The following is a 19,741-nucleotide window of genomic DNA, read 5'->3' on the forward strand; positions in this document are numbered from 1 at the left end:
ACCGGCCCGCATTACGAAACGAAATATTTTCGTTTCGTGTAGCCTCGGCGCCATGACCCCTCAGACGCACCCCACCGACCTGGACGCCGCCGCCGTCGTCGGCCGGCTCCGCCGCACCTTCACCACCCACCGCACCGCCTCCCCGGAGTGGCGGCGCGGCCAGCTGACGGCTCTGCGCACCCTGCTCACCGAGCACCGCGACGAGCTCCTCGGCGCCCTCGCCGACGACCTCGGCAAGGGCCCGGAGGAGGCTTACCGCACCGAGATAGGCTTCACCCTCCACGAGATCGACCACACCCTGGACCGGCTCGACGACTGGCTGGCACCCCGGCCCGCGGAGCTGCCCGAGCGGCTGCTCCCGGCGACCGCGCACACCGTCCGGGAACCGCTCGGCGTCGTCCTGGTGATCGCGCCCTGGAACTATCCGCTGCAACTCGCGCTCACCCCGCTCGTCGGCGCGCTGGCCGCGGGCAACTGCGCCGTCGTCAAGCCCAGCGAACTCGCCCCCGCCACCTCGGCCGCGATGGCCCGGCTGCTGCCGCGCTATCTGGACGGCGACGCGGTGGCCGTCGTCGAGGGCGCCGTCCCGGAGACCACCGCCCTGCTGGCCCAGCGCTTCGACCACATCTTCTACACCGGCAACGGCACCGTCGGCCGGATCGTGCTGGCCGCCGCCGCACCGCATCTGACGCCGGTCACCCTGGAGCTGGGCGGCAAGAGCCCGGTCGTCCTCGACCCGGGGACGGACCTGGCCGCGGCGGCCCGGCGGCTGGTGGCCGGCAAGTTCCTCAACGCCGGCCAGACCTGTGTGGCGCCCGACTACGTCCTCGCGATCGGGGACACCGCCCGGGAGATCGAGCCGCATCTCGTCGCGGCGGTGCGCGAGACGTACGGCGACGACCCGGCCGCCGCGGACGAGTACGGACGGATCGTCAACACCCGGCACTTCGACCGGCTGACGGCCCTGCTCGACAGCGGACGCACGGTCACCGGCGGTGCGCACGACCGCGCCACGCGCTATCTGGCGCCCACCGTCCTCGCCGACGTCGCCCCCGACGCACCGGTGATGCGGGAGGAGATCTTCGGCCCGGTCCTGCCGATCGTGCCGGTGCCCGACCTGGACGCGGCGATCGCCTTCATCAACGAACGGGACAAGCCGCTCGCGCTCTACGCGTTCACCGCCTCCGACGACACCAAGCGGCGGCTGCTGGAGGAGACCTCCTCGGGCGCGCTCACCTTCGGGCTGCCGGTCGCCCATCTCACCGCGCCCGGGCTGCCGTTCGGCGGGGTCGGCGAGAGCGGGATGGGGCACTACCACGGCGAGTACTCGCTGGACACCTTCAGCCACACCAAGGCGGTGCTCGACAAGCCGCTGGCCTGACGGCGGCCGGGCGAACGGTGCCGGGCGAACGGTGCCGGCCGCCGGGCGCCGCCGCGGGCTACACCGGCCGCATCCGGTACTCGTAGCGCTCCGGGAGCGGATGCGCGGACCGGGCCGCGGCGCGGACCTCCTCGGTGACCGGGCCGCCGCCCGCGACCAGTTGCTCGGCGATGGCGTACCAGGTGTCGCCGAGCACCTCGTCGCCCTCCCGCAGACCGGCGATCTCGAAGCCGGCCTCGAAGATCTCCCGGGCCGCGGCCGGCTGCCCCTGGGCGAGCAGCACCTGCGCGGTCAGCAGCCGGAAGCGGCCGTCGGCGGGGTCGGCCGGCCGCAGGCCCGCGAGCAGCCGCGCGGCCTCCTCCGTACGCCCGGCCGCGAGCAGCGCGGGCACCGCCTCCCGGGCGAGCGCCGGCAGCACCACCCGCCAGGCCCGGGCGGCCGGATCCGGCGCCGAGGCCGCCCGCGCCGCTTCGGCACACGCCTGCGCATACCGGTCGGCGGCGCGGGCCGGCTCGCCCGAGGCGGACTCGGCGACGGCCAGGCAGTACAGCGGCAGACAGCCGGCGCCGTGCCCGAGGGCCCGCTCCCAGCTGCGGACGGCCTGGGCGCGGTCGCCGGCCTGCCACTGGGCGAGCCCCAGGTGGTAGTCGGTGGACGGGCCGGACGGTGCGGACTCCAGCAGATCGCGCCAGGGCGGCGCGGTCAGCACCGGTCCGGGGACCGGGCCGCCGGCCGGCAGGTCGCCGGTTCTCAACAGCGTCAGCCATGGCTCCTGCTCGGCGCCCAGGGTGGCCGGGCCGAAGGGCGTACCGGGCAGGTCCAGGCCCGTGCGGGCCACCTCCAGTGCGCCCCAGCCCGAGCCGCCGGCCAGCGATTCCTTCGGTTCCTGATCGGCGTACGGCAGCCAGGCGGCATAGGCGGCCTCGACATCCGCCCGGGGCAGGGCGGCCTCCAGCCGGGCCACGACCTCTTCGCGGGCCGCGCCCCAGTCCGCGCCGTGCACCACCGCGGGCTCGGTGTCCAGCGGCCCGTACGCCTCCAGCCAGCTGAACTCGCCGCCGGCGTCCAGCGGCACGTGCTCCAGCTGGGTACGGGCCAGCCCTGCCTGGATCTCGGCGTAGCCGCCACTGCCCGGTTCGGTGAGCCACTGCTGCCAGCGCCGCCCGGCCCGCCCCGCGCCCCACAGGAAGAGCTTGCGGCCGCGCAGGGTGTCGGTGGAGGTCTGCACCAGGCCGCGGCCGTCGGCGTCGAGGGAGGTGACCCAGCGGCGGGCGCCGTCGGGCACGTCGTAGAAGTAGTCGGCGGGGTAGGTGCTGCGCAGCGGGTAACTGCGGTCGGTGCCGTCGGCGTCGGGGACCGGGACGCGGCGCAGGGTGCGTTCGTAGCCGAAGTGCCAGGCCGCGTCGGCGGGGGCCAGGACGCGGGTGTGCTCCCCTTCGGGCACGGCGGTGTTGGACCACCAATAGACCGGCACGGTGTGATGGTGCGGATTGCGGATGCGCACGCCCACATGGAGGAAGTCGGAGCCCTCGGGCAGCCACAGGTCCACCTGGAAGGGCAGATCGCGCAGCCGCTCCCACTCCCACAGCCGCAGCATCTCCCCGCCGTCCGGCGCCGGGACCCGGGCGGCGTGCAGCGGGGCGCAGGAGAGCGTGGTGTGTCCGGTGGCGCCGATGTTCCACTCGATACCGCCGGAGAACCAGGCGCCGTTGAGGGCGAAGGCCGCGGGCTGCAACACCGGGTTGCGGTACAGGAGTTCCCGGCCGGTGGGCTTGTGGTGCAGGGAGTACACCCGGCCGCCGAGGCCGGGCAGGACGGTGGCGCGCAGCCGGTCGTTCTCCAGGACCAGCGCATCGAGGTCGGTGTGGCGGCGGGACCGGCCGTAGCCGTCGCGCAGCGGGACGGGGAGGATCGAGCGCAGCGGTGCACAGCCGAGCTGCCGCGCCATGTCGGCGGGCAGTCCGGCGTCCTGGGGGACCTCGATGTGGTGCACGTCCTGACCGGCCCGCAGCGCGGGGAGGGGGTTGTCCGGGCCGAGGGGGGCGGCGGGGAGGGTCAGGGTGGTGCGTCGCACACTCGTGGCCACGATTGCCTCGCAATGCTGGACCGGGCCACCTCGGCTGCGGCGGCCTCCTGTTGACCATGGAACCGCGTGACCGCCGGTCTGCACAGGGTCTCTCGGGGCCGGGCGGGGTCAGGGTTGCGCAAAGACACTCTCAAGGAGATCGGCGAGCAGCGCCGCGCCGGTCCCTTCGGGGTCGCGGTCCGGGTCGTAGATGGTGACGTTGATGCCGGCACAGCGCGGCGAGGCCGCCAACGGGCCGAGCAGCGCCCGGAGTTCGTCGGTGAGCAGGCCGCCGGGGTCGGGGCTGTCGACGGCCGGCATGACGGACGGGTCGAGCACATCGGCGTCGAGATGGATCCAGAAGCCGTCGAGGTGCGCGCGCTGGAAGTGCGTGAGGACCTCGCGGGCCACCGCCTCCGGGCCGCGCCGCCGGATCTCGCCGACCGGGGCGTGGCTGATGCCGAGGCCGGTCAACTCCTCCTGGTCCTCGTCCACATCGCGGATGCCGAGGACACAGACGTCCTCGTCGCGGACGTACGGCCGCAGCCCGTCGAGGTCCGTGAGGTCCGCCTGGCCCCGCCCGGTGATCTGTGCCAGGCCCTCCCCGGCGGCGGCCCCGACCGGGCCGGAGACCGCTTCGTTGCCCGGGTGCCGGAAGTCGCCGTGCCCGTCGAGGTAGGCGACGCCGTAGCGCCCCAGCCGGCGCAGCGCGAGCACCGCGCCGAGCAGGATGGTGCAGTCCCCGCCCAGCACCACCGGGAAGTCACCGCTGCTCACATGGCCCTCGATACGGGTCGCCAGCCGGCCCGTGTAGGCGGCGAGGGCGGCGGCGTTGAAGTCGCCGTCCCCCTCCTTCCAGTCCCCCAGGTCGTAGCGCGGCGGCACCACCACACCGCCCTCCAGGGCACCGAGCCGGCGCAGCAGTCCCTGTTCGCGCAGTGCGCCCGCGAGCTTGTAGCAGCCGGGCACGGTGCCGGGCGCGGGCGGTCGCAGTCCCAGGTTGGAGGGGGCATCGATCAGTACGGTTCGGCGCATACGGTGATCGTCACACAGCCGCCCCGGAAATGGGGAGGCCCGGCGAGATGCGGCGAAATAGCCTGGCACTTCGGCTCATTGCCGCAGGCACAAACGGAATACGGCACCCATGGCGCCCCAGCACACCTACCGACACCATGAAGATCAACCGCAAGTCCCGCCGGCCGGGGCCCCGTCGGACGGCTGCGCGGCGGCGCCCGGTTCGTTGAAGCGCAGCCGGTTCCCGAAGGGATCGGTCAGCGTGAGCGAGGTCCCGATCTCGTCCTGCTCCAGACCGGGCCGCAGATACGGGTAGTTCTTCCCGGCGAGCTCGGCGTGCAGGGCGCGCACCCCGCTCAGCTCGGTGTAGAGCGTGGAGCCGGGCGTCGCGTCGCCGTGGTGCTCCGACAGGTGCAGCACGAGGCCACCGCGCGAGACCTGCGTGTAGAGCGGCATACCGGGCGCGAAGCGGTGCTCCCAGTCGACCGTGCAGCCGAGGTAGTCGACATAGAACTCATGGGCCTTGGTGACGTCGAAGATCCGGAAGACCGGCACACTGCGGTGGAAGTCGATGGTCATGACCACATCGCAGCACACCGCACTGACATCGCCGCACACCGCAGGGGCCTCGCCTCATTCCGCACGGACGTCGCCTCATTCCGCCCGCCCGGAGACCATCTCGGCGGTGATCGCCCAGCGCTCGTGGTCGCGCCAGGCACCGTCGATGAAGAGGAAGTCCGGGGAGAACCCCTCCCGCCGGAACCCGGCCCGCTCGACCAGGGCGATCGAGAGCTCGTTGGCCGGCTGGATGTTGACCTCCAGCCGGTGCAGCCCCAGCTGTGTGAAGGCGTGGTGGATCACCAGCCGCAGGCCCTCGCTCATCAGCCCGCGGCCGGCGGCGTGCGCGAAGGCGCCGTAGCCGATCGCGCCACAGCGGAACGCGCCGTGCACGATGTTGTTGATCGTGAGGTAGCCGGCGATCCGGCCGTCGGCCGTCTCACAGATCAAGAACCCCTCGCGCTGCGGCTCCTGGAGCCGCAGCAGATAGCCGTCGTACGCGGCGTCCGTGGTGGGCGGGAAGAGCCAGGGGCGGTGCAGCTCCGCGCTCTCCCGCGCGAGCCCGGTGAACTCTGCCCGGTCGGCGGCGGTGAAGTGCCGGATACCCACTCGCGGGCCGCGCGCGAGGTAGCGGTCGTTGCTCGTCATCGGCAGATCGTACGAAGGGCGGCAGCGCCAGGCCAGCCGGCCGGGCGGCGCGCCCGGCCCCTGCGTCACCCGACCGCCGCCCGCTCCCCCGCGGTCGGTGCGGCGAGCGCCAGCCGGCGGTGGAGGCGGCGCAGCATCAGCCGGGCCATGAAGGGGTGGACCCGGCGTACGAGGGCGAAGTAGAGCCGGCCGGCGGTGCGGTGGAGGCGGACAACCGTGCCGAGTGTGACCCGGCCGTCCGCGACCAGGACCGAGGCCCGGAAGTCCAGGTGCCGGGCGTCCTCGCCCAGCAGGATCTCGGTGTCCGTGCGGCCGACGACCGGGAAGGACGCGCCGCGCAGCACGCCCTCCCACGCGGCGGGTTCCTGCGGCATACCGGGCAGCAGATCCATCTGCCAGGCGTCCTGGAAGTCGGTACGCGGGAAGGCCCGGTGGGCCAGCCGGGCCGCGGCGGGGAGTTCGACGGCCCGGGGCCGGTCCCAGAGCAGCCGGTGGAACAGCCGCACCCTCGGGGACCGGCGGACCGGGGCCGCCACCCGGCCGGTGGCGACCCGTTCGATGTTGTCGAAGATCTCCGCCACGACCGTGCCGTGCACGGCCCGGAGCGCCAGTGACCACACCGCCGCCTTGGCCGGCCGGAGCCGGCTGTGCAGGACGTGCTCCACCCGGCAGCTGTCGGGCCCCAGGGGCCGGACGGTGATCTCGTGCCACCCGTCCTCGCCGCCGGTGAAGTCGAAGCGGATACGGCGGCCGGGCTCGTACGCCGCGACGCGGTAGCGGATGAAGCCGTGCCCGCCGTCGGCGCCGACCCCCAGGGGGCGGTCGAAGCGCATCGGCGGCCAGACCGGCGTGGGGAAGAGCGGATCGTCCGCGCCGCCGAGCCGGTCGAGCAGCGCACCGACGGTGTCGGCCGGGGCGTGGACGGTGCGGGTATGAACATCGCGGACGGTACGCACGGGCAGCTCCATACGGTGGCGTATGTTTACCCGTACGGTACCGTACGGATATGGCGCAGCAGCGAGCGAAGGACCCCGGCGGCAGCGGTGCACGACCCCGGCTGAGCGCCCGGGACTGGGCCGATGCCGCCCTGGCGGCCATGGGCGAAGGCGGCCTCGCCGCGGTGGCCGTGGAGCCGCTGGCCGTCCGGCTGGGCACCACCAAGGGCAGCTTCTACTGGCATTTCAACAACCGGGACGCGCTGATCGAGGCCGCGCTGGAGCGCTGGGAAGAGGTCGGCACCGAGGCCGTGATCACCGCGATGGAGGCCGAGCCGGACCCCGGCAGACGACTGCGCCGGCTGCTCGCGCAGGCCATCTCACGGGCCACCACGGACCCGTTGGAGGTCTCCCTGCTGGCGAACGCGACGGATCCACGGGTGGCCGCCGCGCTCGCCCGGGTGGCCGACCGGCGCATCGGCTATGTCGCCGCGCTCTTCGCGGCGCTGGGCTTCCCCGAGGGGGAGGCGCGGCACCGCGGCCTGCTGGCGTACACCGCCTACCTCGGCCATACCCAGCTCGGGCACGCCGTCCCACAGAGCCTGCCGGCCGAGGCGGCACGGGACCGCTATCTGGACGGCGTGATCGACACCCTCGTACGGCCGTGGGACGGAGGCGATGAAAGCGAACATGTCGCAATCTGAACGAAGTTGGCCGAACTGCGCGTAGACGTGCCCGGTATCCGAGGCATGAGGTGAGATCGGCGCGGCGAACACGGCGCGCCACAGCGTTGTCATCTCACACACGAGCAACTCGAGCCACTCGGGCCTCGTACGGGAGGAATTCGTGACCGAAGCCATCCCCTACTTTCAGGACCGCACCTGTCCCTACCACCCGCCCGCCGCGTATCAGCCACTGCGCGAGGCCGGCCCGCTGACCCATGTCACGTTCTACGACGGCCGCAAGGTGTGGGCGGTCACCGGCCACACCGAGGCCCGGGCGCTGCTGACCGACCAGCGACTCTCCGCCGACCGGCAGAACCCGGCCTTCCCGATCCCCTTCGAACGCTTCGCGGCCATCCGCCGGGTCCGCACACCGCTGATCGGGGTCGACGACCCGGAGCACAACACCCAGCGCCGGATGCTGATCCCCAGCTTCAGCCTCAAGCGGACCGCCGCACTGCGGCCGCAGATCCAGCAGATCGTCGACGGGCTGCTCGACCGGATGCTGGAGCAGGGCCCGCCCGCCGAGCTGGTCTCCGCGTTCGCCCTGCCGGTCCCCTCGATGGTGATCTGCGCACTGCTCGGGGTCCCGTACGCCGACCATGAGTTCTTCGAGGAGGAGTCCCGCCGCATCCTGCGCGGCCGGTCGGCCGAGGAGGCGGAGGACGCCCGGCTGAAGCTGGAGGAGTACTTCACCGGGCTGATCGCCGCCAAGGAGAAGAATCCCGGCGACGGACTGCTGGACGAGCTGATCGAGGACCGGCTGCGGACCGGCGCGCTCGCCCACGACGAGCTGGTCCAGCTCGCCATGATCCTGCTGGTGGCCGGTCATGAGACCACCGCCAACATGATCTCGCTCGCCACCTTCACCCTGCTGGAGCACCCCGAGCAGCTGGCGCAACTCAAGGCCGAAGAGGGTCTGATGCCGGCCGCCATCGAGGAGCTGCTGCGGTTCCTGTCCATCGCGGACGGCCTGCTGCGGGTGGCGACGGCGGACATCGAGATCGGCGGACAGATCATCCGCGCCGACGACGGGGTGCTGTTCCCCGCCTCGCTGATCAACCGGGACGATGCCGCCTATCCGTCACCGGACGAGCTGGACCTCGGCCGTTCGGCCCGCCATCACGTGGCGTTCGGCTTCGGGATCCACCAGTGCCTGGGGCAGAACCTCGCCCGCGCGGAGATGGAGATCGCGCTGCGCTCGCTGTTCACCAGGATTCCGCGGCTGCGGCTCGCCGTGCCGGCCGCCGAGATTCCGTTCAAGGGCGGCGACACCCTGCAAGGCATGATCGAACTGCCGCTGGCCTGGTAGCAGCCAGGACGGCAGACCAGAGAAAGGGGTCCGGAATGCGGATCACGATCGACACCGACCGCTGTATCGGCGCCGGCCAGTGTGCCCTGACCGCGCCGGGGGTCTTCACACAGGACGACGACGGCTTCAGTGCGCTGCTGCCCGGCCGTGAGGACGGCGCGGGCGACCCGCTGGCACGGGAAGCCGCCCGCGCCTGCCCCGTGCAGGCCATCGCGGTCACGGACGACCAGTAGCACCCCGCGGACGCCCCGGCTGACGCGCGCGGCCCCGGCTGGCCCGGCGCCCGCGGCGCGCCCGAGCCGTCCGCCCCTCCTTGTCCCTACGGCATCCACCCCATCCGCTACCGCAACACCCCTTGGGTGACGGGCAGTTCGAGGACCCCGGTGTCCTCGGGCGTACTGGTGACCGTCACCGGCTTCACGCCGCGATTGCCCACATAGGCGTCGTCGCTCGCGGCGATCACGAAGCGCAGTCGGTGCCCCGGCTCGTAACGGTGCACGATGCCCGGCAGCTCCACGGTGAACCGCCGGGTCACATCGGGCACCCGGGCCGGGGCCACCAGCCGGTGCACCAGCGTCTTCCTGCCGTTCGGCGCGACATCGTAGAGCTTGGCGAACAGCACCAGCTTGTCGGCCGCGTCCGCGGACCGCTGTGCCCGCTCGGCCTGCGGCGAGGTGACCTTCAGCGTCACCCTGGGCGCGCCCACCACGTCCACCGGCCCGCCCGCCACCGGCTGGGACGTCCAGTCGAGGTAGCTGCCCCTGGCGTCGTACGGCGCCACGTCCGGCAGCCCCAGCAGCCCGGCCAGCGAACTCTCCGAGTGACTGGTGGCCATCCGCAGATTGCGGTACGCCCGGCTGCCGCGCGCCACCGCACCGCGCTGGGCGACGAGCTTGCCGTCCCCGGAGAGATACAGCCGCCGGGTGCCGCCCGCCGGGAAGGCGGGCGAGGTGGCGTAGGCGGACCCGGCGGTCACCCAGTCCCGGTGGTAGGCGAAGGCGGGGCCGGTGCCGGTGGCCGTCCGGTGCCGCAGATAGCGGTCGAACCACGCCAGGATCCGCCGGCCGACGTAACTGGTGTCCAGATTGCCCTGCGCCAGGTTGAGTTCGCCCGGCACCGGCTTCCTCATCCCGCCGCTGTGGCCCCATGCCTGCCAGATCATCCTGACCGGGGTGCCCTGCGCAGCGAGGGTCCGGTAGGTGGCGGTGGCCTCGTTGAGGTTGAACAGGCTGTCGTCCTGCCCCTGCACGAGCAGCGTCGGCGCCTTGACCGACGGCAGATACGAGACCGGGGAGACGCTGCGCGCATAACGGAGCACGGCGTCGGTCCGCTGCGCCGGGTACTTTCCGGAGTCCAGCAGCCGCTTGGTCTCACAGGCCCGGGCGACGAAGTGCAGACAGCCGGGGCCGCCGGTGCGCGAGGGGTCGAGCTGCGGATGCAGCAGCCCCTGCGCCTCACCGATCAGGAAGAACCCGTTCGTCCACTGCCACTTGTAGGCACCGGGCAGCGGGCCGGTGACGCCGTGGGTGCGGCCGGCGTTGTTCGGATCCAGGGAGTACGAGAGGTCGTTCCAGGTGATGAGCGGGACCAGCGCGTCGACCCGGTGGTCGACGGCGGCGGTGGCCAGCTGGATCGCGCCGCCGTAGGAGCCGCCGATCATGCCGACCCGCGGATCGCGTGCGCCGTCCTTGGCGACATAGTCGAGACGTGTCCCGTTGTCGGCCGTACGGGCGCCGGCCAGCAGGTCGACCAGCCCGCTCGCCGCCCGGCCGTCGATCCCGGGGTCGTCGAGGGAGATCGGGCAGCCGGTCTTGCCGAAGCCGAGCCCGGAGTAGGCCAGCGCCACATAGCCGCGGGTGGCGAGGGCCTTGGCGAGGCCGTCGGTCGAGCCGTCCTTCTTGCTGCCGCCGAAGCCGTTGGTGGTCAGCACGGCGGGCGCCGGGTGGGCGGCGTCGACTCCGGCCGGGCGGTAGACATCCGCGTCCACGGTGCAGCGGCGTTCCCCGCTCCGGACGGTGACCTTCAGCGCGGTGACGGTGTACGGGTCGGCGGCGGCCACCGCGGGGGCGGTCAGGAAGAGCGGCGCGGCGAGGGCGGAGCCGGCCAGCAGGGCGAGGGACCCGCGGAGCACGGGGCGGGACACGGCTCGGGACACGCTGGGCACGAGGACCTCCACACAGGTCGTACCAACCAGTCGGTAGCGGCGCGCTCATGCTGTGACACGGGTAACGGCAAGTCAACGCTCCGGGCACGCGTCGTGGTTAGGACGTGCGTTCAGTGCCGTTTTCCGGCGGGAGCAGCCGTGGAGACACCATGAGGCCCTGGACGGTGGAGGGGTGAGCAACCGTCAAACAGGCATGGCTCTCACACCGTTGCCGGCACGTCGAAGGTCAGCACGCCGGCCGTCGCGTCCAGCTCGGCGGGGACCCCCAGCGGCACGGTCAGCGCGGAATCGCCGTGGCCGAAGCCGAACTCCTCGGCCACCGGCACCCCGAGCCCGGCCAGCCGGTCCACCAGCACCTCCCGCACCTGCGCGTAGGGCCCGCAGCGGGCCCAGGAACCGAGGACGAGGCCGGCGACTCCGTCCAGCCGGCCGGCCCGCAGGAGTTGGGTCAGCGCCCGGTCGATGCGGTACGGCGGTTCCCCGACGTCCTCCAGCAGGAGCAGCCCGCCCGCCGCGCTCCGCCGGGCCAGCGGGGTGCCCAGCTCGGTGGCGAGCATGGTCAGACAGCCGCCGAGGGTGACCCCGCGGGCCCGGCCCGGCACCAGCGGCCGGGCGGTCGGCGACACCAGGGTGCGGACGGTCTCCGGCGCGAACAGCGTGCGCCGCAGATGTTCCCGGGTGGCGTCGTCCTTGAGGAAGACCTCACCCGCGACGGCCGGCCCGTGCAGCGTGGACACCCCGCCGCGCAGGGCGAACGCCTCGTGCAGCACCGTCACATCGCTGAAGCCGATCAGCGGTTTGGGGGCCGCGGCACGGAGCGCGTCCCAGTCGAGCAGATCGACCATCCGCTGGGCGCCGTAGCCACCGCGCGCCGCGAACACCGCCTTCACGGACGGATCGCACCACGCGTCCTGGAGGTCGCGGGCCCGCTCCTCGTCGGAGGCGGCGAGATACCCCAGGGTGGGGTGGGTACCGCGGGCATGGGGCGCGGCGACCGGGTCGAGATCCCAGCCGCGGAGCACATCCAGCCCGCGGTCCAGCCGCTCCGCCACGAGCGGGCCGCTGGGCGCCACCACCGCCACCCGGTCGCCGGGCCGCAGCCGCGGCGGCCGGACCGGCCGGATCTCCGTCATCCGCGCAGCTCCAGCGTCGGGACATCGCCGCGGGTGATGCCGAAGGTCTGGGTGTAGAGGGAGAGTTCGGCCTCCACGGCGCGCACGATGGTCTCCGCGCGGCGGAAGCCGTGGCCCTCGCCGGGGAACGACAGATAGGCGTGCCGTATGCCGCGCCCGGCGACCGCCGCGAGGAACCGGTCGCACTGCGCGGGCGGACAGATCACATCGTCCAGGCCCTGGAGCAGCAGGAACGGCGCGGTGATCCGGTCGGCGCGGTGCAGCGGCGAGCGCTCGCGATAGCGGTCGGGCACCTCGGCGAGCGGTCCGACCAGCGAGTCCAGATACCGCGATTCAAAGTCATGGGTCTCGCCGGTGGCCCAGCCGGTCAGGTCCAGGATCGGATAGCTGATGGTGCCGCAGGCGTAGACGTCGGTGGTGGTCAGCGAGGCGGCGGCGGTCCAGCCGCCGGCGCTGCCGCCGCGGATGGCGAGCCGGGCGCGGTCGGCGGTGCCCTCGTCGGCCAGTGCGCGGGCGACGGCGGCACAGTCCTCGACGTCCACCACGCCCCACTGGCCGCGCAGCCGCTCGCGGTACTCCCGGCCATAGCCCGTCGAGCCGCCGTAGTTGACCTCGGCGACGCCGATGCCCCGGGTGGTGAAGTAGGCGATCTCCAGGTCGAGCACCAGCGGCGCCCGGCCGGTGGGGCCGCCGTGCGCCCACACCACGAAGGGCGGCAGCTCCCCGTCGGGGGCACGGTGGTCGGGGTTGTGCGGCGGGTAGATGTGGGCGTGGATGTCGCGTCCGCCGGGGCCGGTGAAGGTGCGGCTCAGCGGCCGGGGGTAGTAGGCCGGGTCCAGGACATCGGCGTGCCGGCAGGCCAGTACCCGGGCGCGTCCGGTGCAGGTGTCCAGCTCGACGATCTCGTACGAGCTGTGCGGACCGGCGGCGATGCCGACGACGCGGCTGCCGTGCACGGCGAGGCTGGGCGCCCATTCGGTCCACGGGCCCGCGGCGTCGACCAGTTCGCCGCTCACCGGGTCGAGGATGCCCAGGGAGGTGGCGCCCCGGCCGTGGATCACCGCGAGGGTGCCGTTGTCCAGGGGCAGGAACCAGCGCTGGCCGACGGTCCACAACGGCCCGCCGAACTCCTCCTGCCGGGACGGGCACAGACCGCGGCGCGTCGCGTCGCCGCCGGGGTCGAGACGCTGGAGCTCCCACCAGCCGCTGACGTCCGAGACGAACAGCAGTGCGCCATCGGCCGCCCACTCGATCTGGGCGACGGACTCACCGGCCGCACCGCCGTGCGGCGCGCCGGGGCCGAGGTCGCCGGCGAGCGGCCGGATGTCCTCGAACTCGCCCTTGCCGGTGATCCGGGCGACCATCGCCAGGGTGCCCTCCCAGGGCATGCGGGGGTGGTCCCACGCGAGCCAGGCGGCGCTCCGGCCGTCCGGGGAGATCCGCGGACCGGTCACGAAGCGATGCCTGTCGTCGCTCAACTCCCTTACGGACGCCCGGTGTTCGGCGGCGGAGCCATCCAGCGGCACGGCCGCGATCACCCGGCGCACATCGGTCGGCCGGTCGCCGGTGAACTCCTCCAGGACGCACCAGACCTCACCGAGCTCGGGGCGCAGCACCGGGTCGGCCCAGCGCAGCCCGTCACCGGTGCCGGAGTGCGGGGTGAGCGGGCGCGGGGCCTCGTCACTGTCCGGTGCGTAGGCGTACAGCCGCTGGTCGGCGAAGTTGCTGAAGACGACCAGCGGTCCGCGCTCGGTGACGGCGCCGGCCCAGGGCTGGCCGCCGTACTCCAGCACCCGGCTGCGGACGTTCCAGGGCGCGGGCAGCACCGACTCCTCGGTGCCGTCCGGCCGCCGGCGGACCAGCGCCCGCCGGCCGCCCTCGCCGGGCCGCGGCTCGGTCCACCACACCTCGTCGCCGACGACCCCGACGAAGGCCGGGCGGCCGTCGTGCGCGGCGACCATCCGGGCATCGATCGGGGACGTCCAGCCGCCGTACGGAGCCGTGGTCACCATGCTGTCGTTCCTCTCCACCACCGGTCGGGCCACGCGTCGGCCGGTCAGACCGCGCGCAGGAAATGATCGAGCACCCGGACCCCGAAATGCAGCCCCTCGACCGGCACGCATTCGTCCACACCGTGGAAGAGCGCCTGGTAGTCGAAGCCCTCGGGCAGCTTCAACGGGGAGAAGCCATAGCCGGTGATGCCCAGCCGGGAGAACTGCTTGGCGTCGGTGCCGCCGGACATGCAGTACGGCACGACCCGGCCGTCCGGGTCGAAGCGCTCGATCGCGGCCCGCATCGCGGCGAACGTCGGGGAGTCGACCGGGGCCTCCAGCGCGACCTCGCCATGGTGGTACTCCCAGCTCACCCCGGGGCCCGTGAGCGCGTCCATGGTCGTACGGAACTCCGCCTCGCCGCCGGGGACCACCCGGCCGTCGATATGAGCGACGGCGGTCCCCGGGATCACATTGACCTTGTAACCCGCGGCCAGCATCGTCGGACTGGCGCTGTTGCGGACCGTCGGCTCGACCAGCTCGGCGGCCGTGCCGAGCCTGCTCAGCAGCGCATCGACGGCGAAGTCCGGCGCGTCGACATCGGTGTCGACGCCGTACAGCGCGGCGAGTTCACGGAGCGCGGCCCGCACCGTCGGGGTGAGCCGGACCGGCCAGTCGTACGCGCCGATCCGGGCCACGGCCGCGGCGAGCCGGCTGACGGCGTTGTCGCGGTTGACCTTCGAGCCGTGCCCGGCCCGCCCCCGGGCGGTCAGCTTCAGCCAGGCCGTGCCGCGCTCCCCCGCCGCGACCGGGTACAGCTGCATCCCGTCGCCGGCGTGGAAGGTGAAGGCCCCGGACTCGCTGATGCCTTCGGTGCAGCCGTCGAAGAGCCCGGGGTGCCGGTCGGCCAGGAAGCCGGAGCCGTCCTCGGCGCTGGCCTCTTCGTCGGCCGTGAAGGCGAGCACGATGTCCCGCCGCGGCCGCACCCCGCTGCGGGCCCACTGGCGGACCGTGGCGAGCACCATCGCGTCCATGTTCTTCATGTCGATGGCGCCGCGGCCCCAGACCACACCGTCGCGGATCTCCCCGGAGAAGGGGTGCACACTCCAGTCGGCGGGCTCGGCGGGCACCACGTCGAGATGGCCGTGCACCAGCAGGGCATCGGCCGCGGGGTCGGTGCCCTCGATACGGGCGACCACATTCGTACGGCCCTTGCTGCGCTCCAGCAGCGTGGGCGCCAGACCGGCCTCGGCCAGCCGCTCGGCGACGTACTCGGCGGCCGGGCGCTCCTGACAGGCGCCATCACCGGCGTTACTGGTGTCGATCCGGATCAGCTCGGAGGTGAACCGCACCACCTCGTCGAGCGCCTGCCGGTCCACGCCGGGGACCTGCCCGGCCCCGGGCCGCCCGGCGAACTCCACCTCAGCCATATTGCTCCTCCACGGCGGACGACACGACGGTGGTCACCGCCTTGAAGCACCGGATGGCCTCGTACATGTTGGGACTGCTGTATGCGATACGGCGCTCCCCGCATCGTTCCACGCCCGGCACGCAGGTCGCCGCGCCCACCAGGTGTTCGGCGTCGAATTCCAGCTCCAGACGGAACGGCCCGCGCCGGGACGGTTCCTGACGCACCGCCAGCGCCGCTCCCTTGTGGGCGGCGGCCCGGATCTCGGCCGCGGTACGGGCCGGCGGCCGGCAGACCGCCGCATAGCGCGACACATAGTCCTTGACCGCCACCCCGGGCGCCTGCGGGGCGTAGCCGAGGGCATCCTGGCAGGTGCGGTCGTCGCCGGTGACCAGCACCACGGGGACCCCGTACTCGGCCACCACCAGGGAGTTCAGATAGCCCTCGCTCGCGCGGCTGCCGTCGACCCAGACGCCGGTGAGGGTGTTGGCGAGGTAGGTGTGCGCCAGGACGCCCTCGGTGCCCGCACCGGTGTGGTAGCCGACGAAGGCGATGCCGTCGACGTCGCCGTGCTGTACCCCCTCGACCATGCTGAGCGACTTGTGCCGCCCGGTGAGCATCTGCGCGCGCTCGTCGAGCTGTTCCAGCAGCAGATTGCGCATCGTCCAGTGGGCCTCGTTGACCAGCACCTCGTCCGCGCCGCCATCGAAGAATCCGGCGATCGCCGCATTCACGTCGGACGTGAACATCTGGCGGCAGCGCTCCCACTGGGGGGTTCCCGGCAGCACATCGGCCGGCCAGGTCACGCCCGTGGCGCCCTCCATGTCCGCGGAGATGAGGATCTTCACATGCACCAGTCCCGTCGCAGCTAGGGGGCGGTACGCACGACATCCGACGTCGCCCGGTCCACAGTTTCGGCGATACCGGGCGGCTTGCCCAGCCTAACCAGGGCCTTCGGTCTGACACCCCGTCCGGCACCTTCCAGGACTGCCCAGTTGTGGCCAACCACACGTTTTCTTCATCTCAGCACCACGATTCCTTCCAAGCGGAAGCTGGGGGTACGCTCGTCTCCCACCGCATCTCGCACAGTTTCTGTCGCAAAGTGGAAGGACTTCCGACGGAATCCGTAAGGACTTCTGAACGAGTTCTGTCAGCTGCCGACGGCACATGCCAGGTGAGGTACAACAGGCCGGACCAGCTTCCCACGCAAGGAAACAGAGGCAAGAATGGTGAGCGAGGCACTCAATGGCATCCGGTTACCGCAATGCGGTGACACGCGAACCGACAGCGAAGGCCAACTCGCGATCTTGACCGAACTGATCGCGCAGTCTCTTTGCGATCGCAACCCGAGCTTCAAGGAAGTCATCGAGCGGGGCGGTCACCAGCAGGTCGCCCGGCTGATCGAGGACGTGTTGCGGTCCGGCCGTCCACTGCCCGAGAAGGTGCGCGCGGTCATGCTGCGCACCGACACCGACATCCATCTGGTGGCGTCCGCGCTGGGCGACTGCCTCGTCAGCGCACCGGGCGAACCGCCGGGCCTGCTGATCCCCGCGTCGCTGGCCGACGGCAAGAGCGGCCGGGCCCGGCTGAAGGGCGTCCTGCGCCACCGCGCCGCGGTGGTCGGCCATGCGGTGCCGCCGGCGGAGGCCGCCTCCTCGGTACGCGCCGCGACCCGGCTGCTGGATCTGGCGTCCGCGCACGACGGCCCCGAGGCCGGAGTGGTGTTCGTCGACGACCATCTCTCCTCGCTCGTCCTCCTCCAGGACGAGTCGCTGACCCACACCCTGATCGCCCGCCGCCTGCGCCCGCTCGCGGGGCTCACGCCTGAGCGGTGCGAGCGCCTGGAGGCCACCCTGCTCGCCTGGCTCGGCGGCATGGGCGCTCCCGAGGTGGCCAAGGCGCTCAGCATCCATCCGCAGACGGTCCGCTACCGGATGCGTCAGCTGGAGAAGCTGTTCGGCGCCCGCCTCCGGGACCCACGGACCCGCTTCGAGATCGAGATGGCCCTCCGCAGCCGCCAGCTGATGGCCGCCACCCGCCGGCGCCGGGCGGCCGCGACCCGCCGGCCGCGCGCCGCCCCCAACCCCCGCAAGGCCCTGCCACGCCGCTAGGGCGTGCCCCGATTCGCCCGTGATTTTGGCGAATCTCACACTCCAGCCCACCCCCCAAATACGGACAAACTACCCATCTCGCCCGGGGTGCCCCCACCCCCGCCACGTATCGTCGCCGTGACCCATGAAGCGGGACACCGGCCGGCCGCACGGCCGCGGTGACCCGGCAGCGCCGGTCGCACGAGGCCGGCCGCCCGACGGCGCAGCCTCCGATACACAGCGGGACAGGACACCACCTCCATGCACGGATCACGCATATCGACCTGCGCGCGCCGCGGGCTGGCCGCGGTCGTGGCTGCCGGATCGCTGCTCGCGGTACTCACCACGGCGACCCCGGCCGCGGCCGGCTCCGCCAGCACGCCGGTGGGCGGCTCCAAGGTCGTGTGCACCTCGAAGCAGCCGGGCCTGGCGCCCGCGCTGTCCCAGGACATCGCCGACGCCCTCCACGGGCGGGAGGGCGCCTCGGCGCTGGCGGTCTACGACCGGCGCACCCGGACCCACTGCGAGTTCAAGGCCGGCGCCCACTTCGACTCGGCGAGTGTGGTGAAGGTCACGGTGCTCGGAGCCCTGCTGCGGCAGGCGGAGGAGACGCACCGCAAGCTGACCCCGCACGAGGTGCGGCTGACCACCGCCATGATCACCAAGTCGGACAACGACGCGACCACCGCGCTCTGGCGCCGGGTCCGCCCGGCCGGCGTCCAGCACTTCCTGTCACTGGCCGGGATGCGGCACACCGTCCCCGGCACGCACGGTGCCTGGGGTCTCACCCAGATCACCGCCGGCGACCAGCTCAAGCTGATGGAGCTGCTCACCACGGACAACCGGGTGCTCACCGGCGCCTCCCGCGGCTACGCCCTCGACCTGATGCACCGGGTCGTCCCGGACCAGCGCTGGGGTGTCCCCGCGGGCGCCCCCGGCGGCGCCTCCGTGCACGTCAAGAACGGCTGGCTGCCGCGCAAGACCGACGGCTGGCGGGTGAACAGCGTCGGCACCTTCAACGGCGGCGGGAACGACTACGGCATGGCCGTCCTCTCCACCGGCAGCCACACCATGGACGACGGCGTGGCCACCGTCGAGCGCGCCGCCCGGGTCATCCACCGCGATCTGACGCACTGATCTCCGGCCCGGCGGCGTCGGGCGGGTGCCGGTGTACGCGGCGGCCGGCGCACGCCTGCCCATAGGCGGCGGAAGACCAGCTCCGTCATCCCCTGCTCGGGAAGATCCGCTTCCCCGGCAGCGCCAGGTGGCCGCAGCCGCGGCGCTCGGCCTGGTCCCGGGCGAACGCGACCAGCAGCGGCCGCAGTTCACGCCCCGCGTGCCGCCGGTCCGGTGCGCTCCTCGCCAGGTAGTGGGCGGACTCGCCGTCGCAGCGGGCGGCGGCGATGCCGAAGTCCTCGCTCATCGCCTGGCCGCCGTCCGGGAAGTCGGGCGGCAGCGAGACATTGGCGGTGACCAGGGTCTTGAAGGACTCGTCCGTCCAGTCTCCGTACCAGCCGCTGAACTCGGCATACGGGAACCCGCTCGTGCCGTCCATCAGTGCGCAGTGGGTGATCGCCGCATGCGGGTCGGCGCGCGGGACGACCCGCCAGGGCTTACCCGTAGGGTTCTCGGGGAGCCGGGCACGGGCCAGCCAGCCGCAGCCGGCGCCGCCCTTCGCCGGCGGCACGGGCGTCGGACGCAGCACCGCCCGCTGCGGCAACGGCAGCTTCGGCGCACCGCAACCGGCCTGCTCCGAGGCGCCGTTGGCGAGCGCGACCGCGATCCGCAGGGTGGCGGGGGTGCCGTGCTTCTCGTCCCACTTGCCGATCACCCGGGTGACCAGCCGCCGTTTGCGGCCGAGGGAGTCCCGTCGCAGATCCGGGCACTCCTGCACGATGTAGTGCCCCAGTTGGCCCTGGAAGCCCGGGATTCCCGCGGGGAAGACGAACCCCGGCGTGGTGGGGATGGCGAACTCGCCGTTGAGCCGGCGGTCCACCTCGTCCGGGTCGGAATCGACGTCCGCCAGCAACGCGAAGTGATCGTCCGGCGTGTCCACCCCGCAGCTCATCCGGCCGTGGGCGAGATCCGCCGCTTCCTTGCCGGCCTTCAGCTGCTCGGCGGGGAGTACGTCCGCCAGGTCGCCCGTCGAGAGCAGCCCCGCGCACACCTGCGTCGCGTACCACCATGGCTGCCACAGCGGCTTCGCCGCGTACCCCCCGCCCGCGAGCACCACCAGGACCACCACGAGGACGGCCACCACCCGCCCGCTCGGCACCCGCCGCCGCCACCCCGCTGCCGCCACGACTCCCCCAACCCCCTT

17 protein-coding genes are annotated in these 19,741 nt (G+C 72.9%); 6 read left to right on the top strand and 11 right to left on the bottom strand.

Features of this window, described 5'->3' with window-relative positions; genetic code table 11:
- The first annotated feature begins 52 nt into the window (after window positions 1-52).
- Complete coding sequence (locus ACFWJW_RS12105; protein ID WP_387238503.1) at window positions 53-1,381, top strand: aldehyde dehydrogenase family protein; 1,329 nt, start codon at window positions 53-55, stop codon at window positions 1,379-1,381.
- Between the two features lie 58 nt (window positions 1,382-1,439).
- On the opposite strand, the gene ACFWJW_RS12110 is transcribed toward ACFWJW_RS12105, so the two are convergent.
- From ACFWJW_RS12110 to ACFWJW_RS12130, 5 genes are all read right to left on the bottom strand, one after another.
- Window positions 1,440-3,467, bottom strand: coding sequence for a DUF5107 domain-containing protein (locus ACFWJW_RS12110; RefSeq protein WP_387238506.1), 2,028 nt, complete (start codon window positions 3,465-3,467; stop codon window positions 1,440-1,442).
- A 108-nt stretch (window positions 3,468-3,575) separates the two neighbouring features.
- Window positions 3,576-4,481 (bottom strand): arginase family protein, encoded by a 906-nt coding sequence (locus ACFWJW_RS12115; RefSeq protein ID WP_387238509.1) that lies wholly within the window; start codon window positions 4,479-4,481, stop codon window positions 3,576-3,578.
- Between the two features lie 144 nt (window positions 4,482-4,625).
- Complete coding sequence (locus ACFWJW_RS12120) at window positions 4,626-5,039, bottom strand: glyoxalase superfamily protein (RefSeq protein ID WP_387238512.1); 414 nt, start codon at window positions 5,037-5,039, stop codon at window positions 4,626-4,628.
- Between the two features lie 75 nt (window positions 5,040-5,114).
- Window positions 5,115-5,666 (bottom strand): GNAT family N-acetyltransferase, encoded by a 552-nt coding sequence (locus ACFWJW_RS12125; RefSeq protein ID WP_387238515.1) that lies wholly within the window; start codon window positions 5,664-5,666, stop codon window positions 5,115-5,117.
- Window positions 5,667-5,731: 65 nt separating this feature from the next.
- Window positions 5,732-6,622: a DUF2867 domain-containing protein gene (locus ACFWJW_RS12130; RefSeq protein ID WP_387238519.1), complete on the bottom strand. Its 891-nt coding sequence runs from the start codon at window positions 6,620-6,622 to the stop codon at window positions 5,732-5,734.
- Window positions 6,623-6,672: 50 nt separating this feature from the next.
- Between ACFWJW_RS12130 and ACFWJW_RS12135 the strand changes: the two genes are divergently transcribed.
- The 3 genes from ACFWJW_RS12135 to ACFWJW_RS12145 all read left to right on the top strand — a co-directional run bounded on the left by ACFWJW_RS12135 (window position 6,673) and on the right by ACFWJW_RS12145 (window position 8,868).
- Window positions 6,673-7,305, top strand: a complete 633-nt coding sequence (locus tag ACFWJW_RS12135; RefSeq protein ID WP_387238522.1) for a TetR/AcrR family transcriptional regulator — start codon at window positions 6,673-6,675, stop codon at window positions 7,303-7,305.
- Between the two features lie 142 nt (window positions 7,306-7,447).
- Complete coding sequence (locus ACFWJW_RS12140) at window positions 7,448-8,635, top strand: cytochrome P450 (RefSeq protein ID WP_387238525.1); 1,188 nt, start codon at window positions 7,448-7,450, stop codon at window positions 8,633-8,635.
- 35 nt (window positions 8,636-8,670) lie between these two features.
- Window positions 8,671-8,868: a ferredoxin gene (locus ACFWJW_RS12145; RefSeq protein WP_387238528.1), complete on the top strand. Its 198-nt coding sequence runs from the start codon at window positions 8,671-8,673 to the stop codon at window positions 8,866-8,868.
- A 107-nt stretch (window positions 8,869-8,975) separates the two neighbouring features.
- Here ACFWJW_RS12145 and ACFWJW_RS12150 read toward each other — a convergent pair whose 3' ends face one another.
- From ACFWJW_RS12150 to ACFWJW_RS12170, 5 genes are all read right to left on the bottom strand, one after another.
- Window positions 8,976-10,799 (bottom strand): CocE/NonD family hydrolase, encoded by a 1,824-nt coding sequence (locus ACFWJW_RS12150; RefSeq protein ID WP_387238531.1) that lies wholly within the window; start codon window positions 10,797-10,799, stop codon window positions 8,976-8,978.
- Window positions 10,800-10,999: 200 nt separating this feature from the next.
- Window positions 11,000-11,932: an LD-carboxypeptidase gene (locus tag ACFWJW_RS12155; protein WP_387238534.1), complete on the bottom strand. Its 933-nt coding sequence runs from the start codon at window positions 11,930-11,932 to the stop codon at window positions 11,000-11,002.
- Window positions 11,929-13,944 carry a prolyl oligopeptidase family serine peptidase gene (locus ACFWJW_RS12160; protein WP_387238537.1) on the bottom strand — a complete coding sequence of 672 codons (2,016 nt, stop codon included), beginning with the start codon at window positions 13,942-13,944 and terminating at the stop codon, window positions 11,929-11,931. Before ACFWJW_RS12160 ends, ACFWJW_RS12155 begins: the two co-directional genes overlap by 4 nt.
- 44 nt (window positions 13,945-13,988) lie before the next feature.
- Window positions 13,989-15,353: a M20/M25/M40 family metallo-hydrolase gene (locus ACFWJW_RS12165; RefSeq protein WP_387238540.1), complete on the bottom strand. Its 1,365-nt coding sequence runs from the start codon at window positions 15,351-15,353 to the stop codon at window positions 13,989-13,991.
- Entirely contained in the window at window positions 15,346-16,179 is an 834-nt protein-coding gene (locus ACFWJW_RS12170) for a M55 family metallopeptidase (RefSeq protein WP_387238542.1), read from the bottom strand. The genes ACFWJW_RS12165 and ACFWJW_RS12170 overlap by 8 nt, the downstream gene beginning before the upstream one ends.
- A 459-nt stretch (window positions 16,180-16,638) precedes the next feature.
- Between ACFWJW_RS12170 and ACFWJW_RS12175 the strand changes: the two genes are divergently transcribed.
- Together ACFWJW_RS12175 and ACFWJW_RS12180 are read left to right on the top strand one after the other, a co-directional pair.
- Window positions 16,639-17,442 (top strand): PucR family transcriptional regulator, encoded by an 804-nt coding sequence (locus tag ACFWJW_RS12175; protein WP_387238545.1) that lies wholly within the window; start codon window positions 16,639-16,641, stop codon window positions 17,440-17,442.
- A gap of 240 nt (window positions 17,443-17,682) precedes the next feature.
- Window positions 17,683-18,558 (top strand): serine hydrolase, encoded by an 876-nt coding sequence (locus tag ACFWJW_RS12180; RefSeq protein WP_387238548.1) that lies wholly within the window; start codon window positions 17,683-17,685, stop codon window positions 18,556-18,558.
- 85 nt (window positions 18,559-18,643) lie between these two features.
- Here ACFWJW_RS12180 and ACFWJW_RS12185 read toward each other — a convergent pair whose 3' ends face one another.
- Window positions 18,644-19,723, bottom strand: a complete 1,080-nt coding sequence (locus ACFWJW_RS12185) for a hypothetical protein (RefSeq protein ID WP_387238551.1) — start codon at window positions 19,721-19,723, stop codon at window positions 18,644-18,646.
- Window positions 19,724-19,741 lie beyond the last annotated feature (18 nt).

Source organism: Streptomyces sp. NPDC127097, from assembly GCF_042724075.1.
GTDB lineage: Bacteria > Actinomycetota > Actinomycetes > Streptomycetales > Streptomycetaceae > Streptomyces.

Coding starts and splice junctions, on each gene's coding strand:
- ACFWJW_RS12105 (WP_387238503.1), top strand. CDS start 53: ATGACCCCTCAGACGCACCCCACCGACCTGGACGCCGCCGCCGTCGTC.
- ACFWJW_RS12115 (WP_387238509.1), bottom strand. CDS start 4,481: ATGCGCCGAACCGTACTGATCGATGCCCCCTCCAACCTGGGACTGCGA.
- ACFWJW_RS12120 (WP_387238512.1), bottom strand. CDS start 5,039: ATGACCATCGACTTCCACCGCAGTGTGCCGGTCTTCCGGATCTTCGAC.
- ACFWJW_RS12125 (WP_387238515.1), bottom strand. CDS start 5,666: ATGACGAGCAACGACCGCTACCTCGCGCGCGGCCCGCGAGTGGGTATC.
- ACFWJW_RS12135 (WP_387238522.1), top strand. CDS start 6,673: ATGGCGCAGCAGCGAGCGAAGGACCCCGGCGGCAGCGGTGCACGACCC.
- ACFWJW_RS12145 (WP_387238528.1), top strand. CDS start 8,671: ATGCGGATCACGATCGACACCGACCGCTGTATCGGCGCCGGCCAGTGT.
- ACFWJW_RS12155 (WP_387238534.1), bottom strand. CDS start 11,932: ATGACGGAGATCCGGCCGGTCCGGCCGCCGCGGCTGCGGCCCGGCGAC.
- ACFWJW_RS12160 (WP_387238537.1), bottom strand. CDS start 13,944: ATGGTGACCACGGCTCCGTACGGCGGCTGGACGTCCCCGATCGATGCC.
- ACFWJW_RS12165 (WP_387238540.1), bottom strand. CDS start 15,353: ATGGCTGAGGTGGAGTTCGCCGGGCGGCCCGGGGCCGGGCAGGTCCCC.
- ACFWJW_RS12180 (WP_387238548.1), top strand. CDS start 17,683: ATGCACGGATCACGCATATCGACCTGCGCGCGCCGCGGGCTGGCCGCG.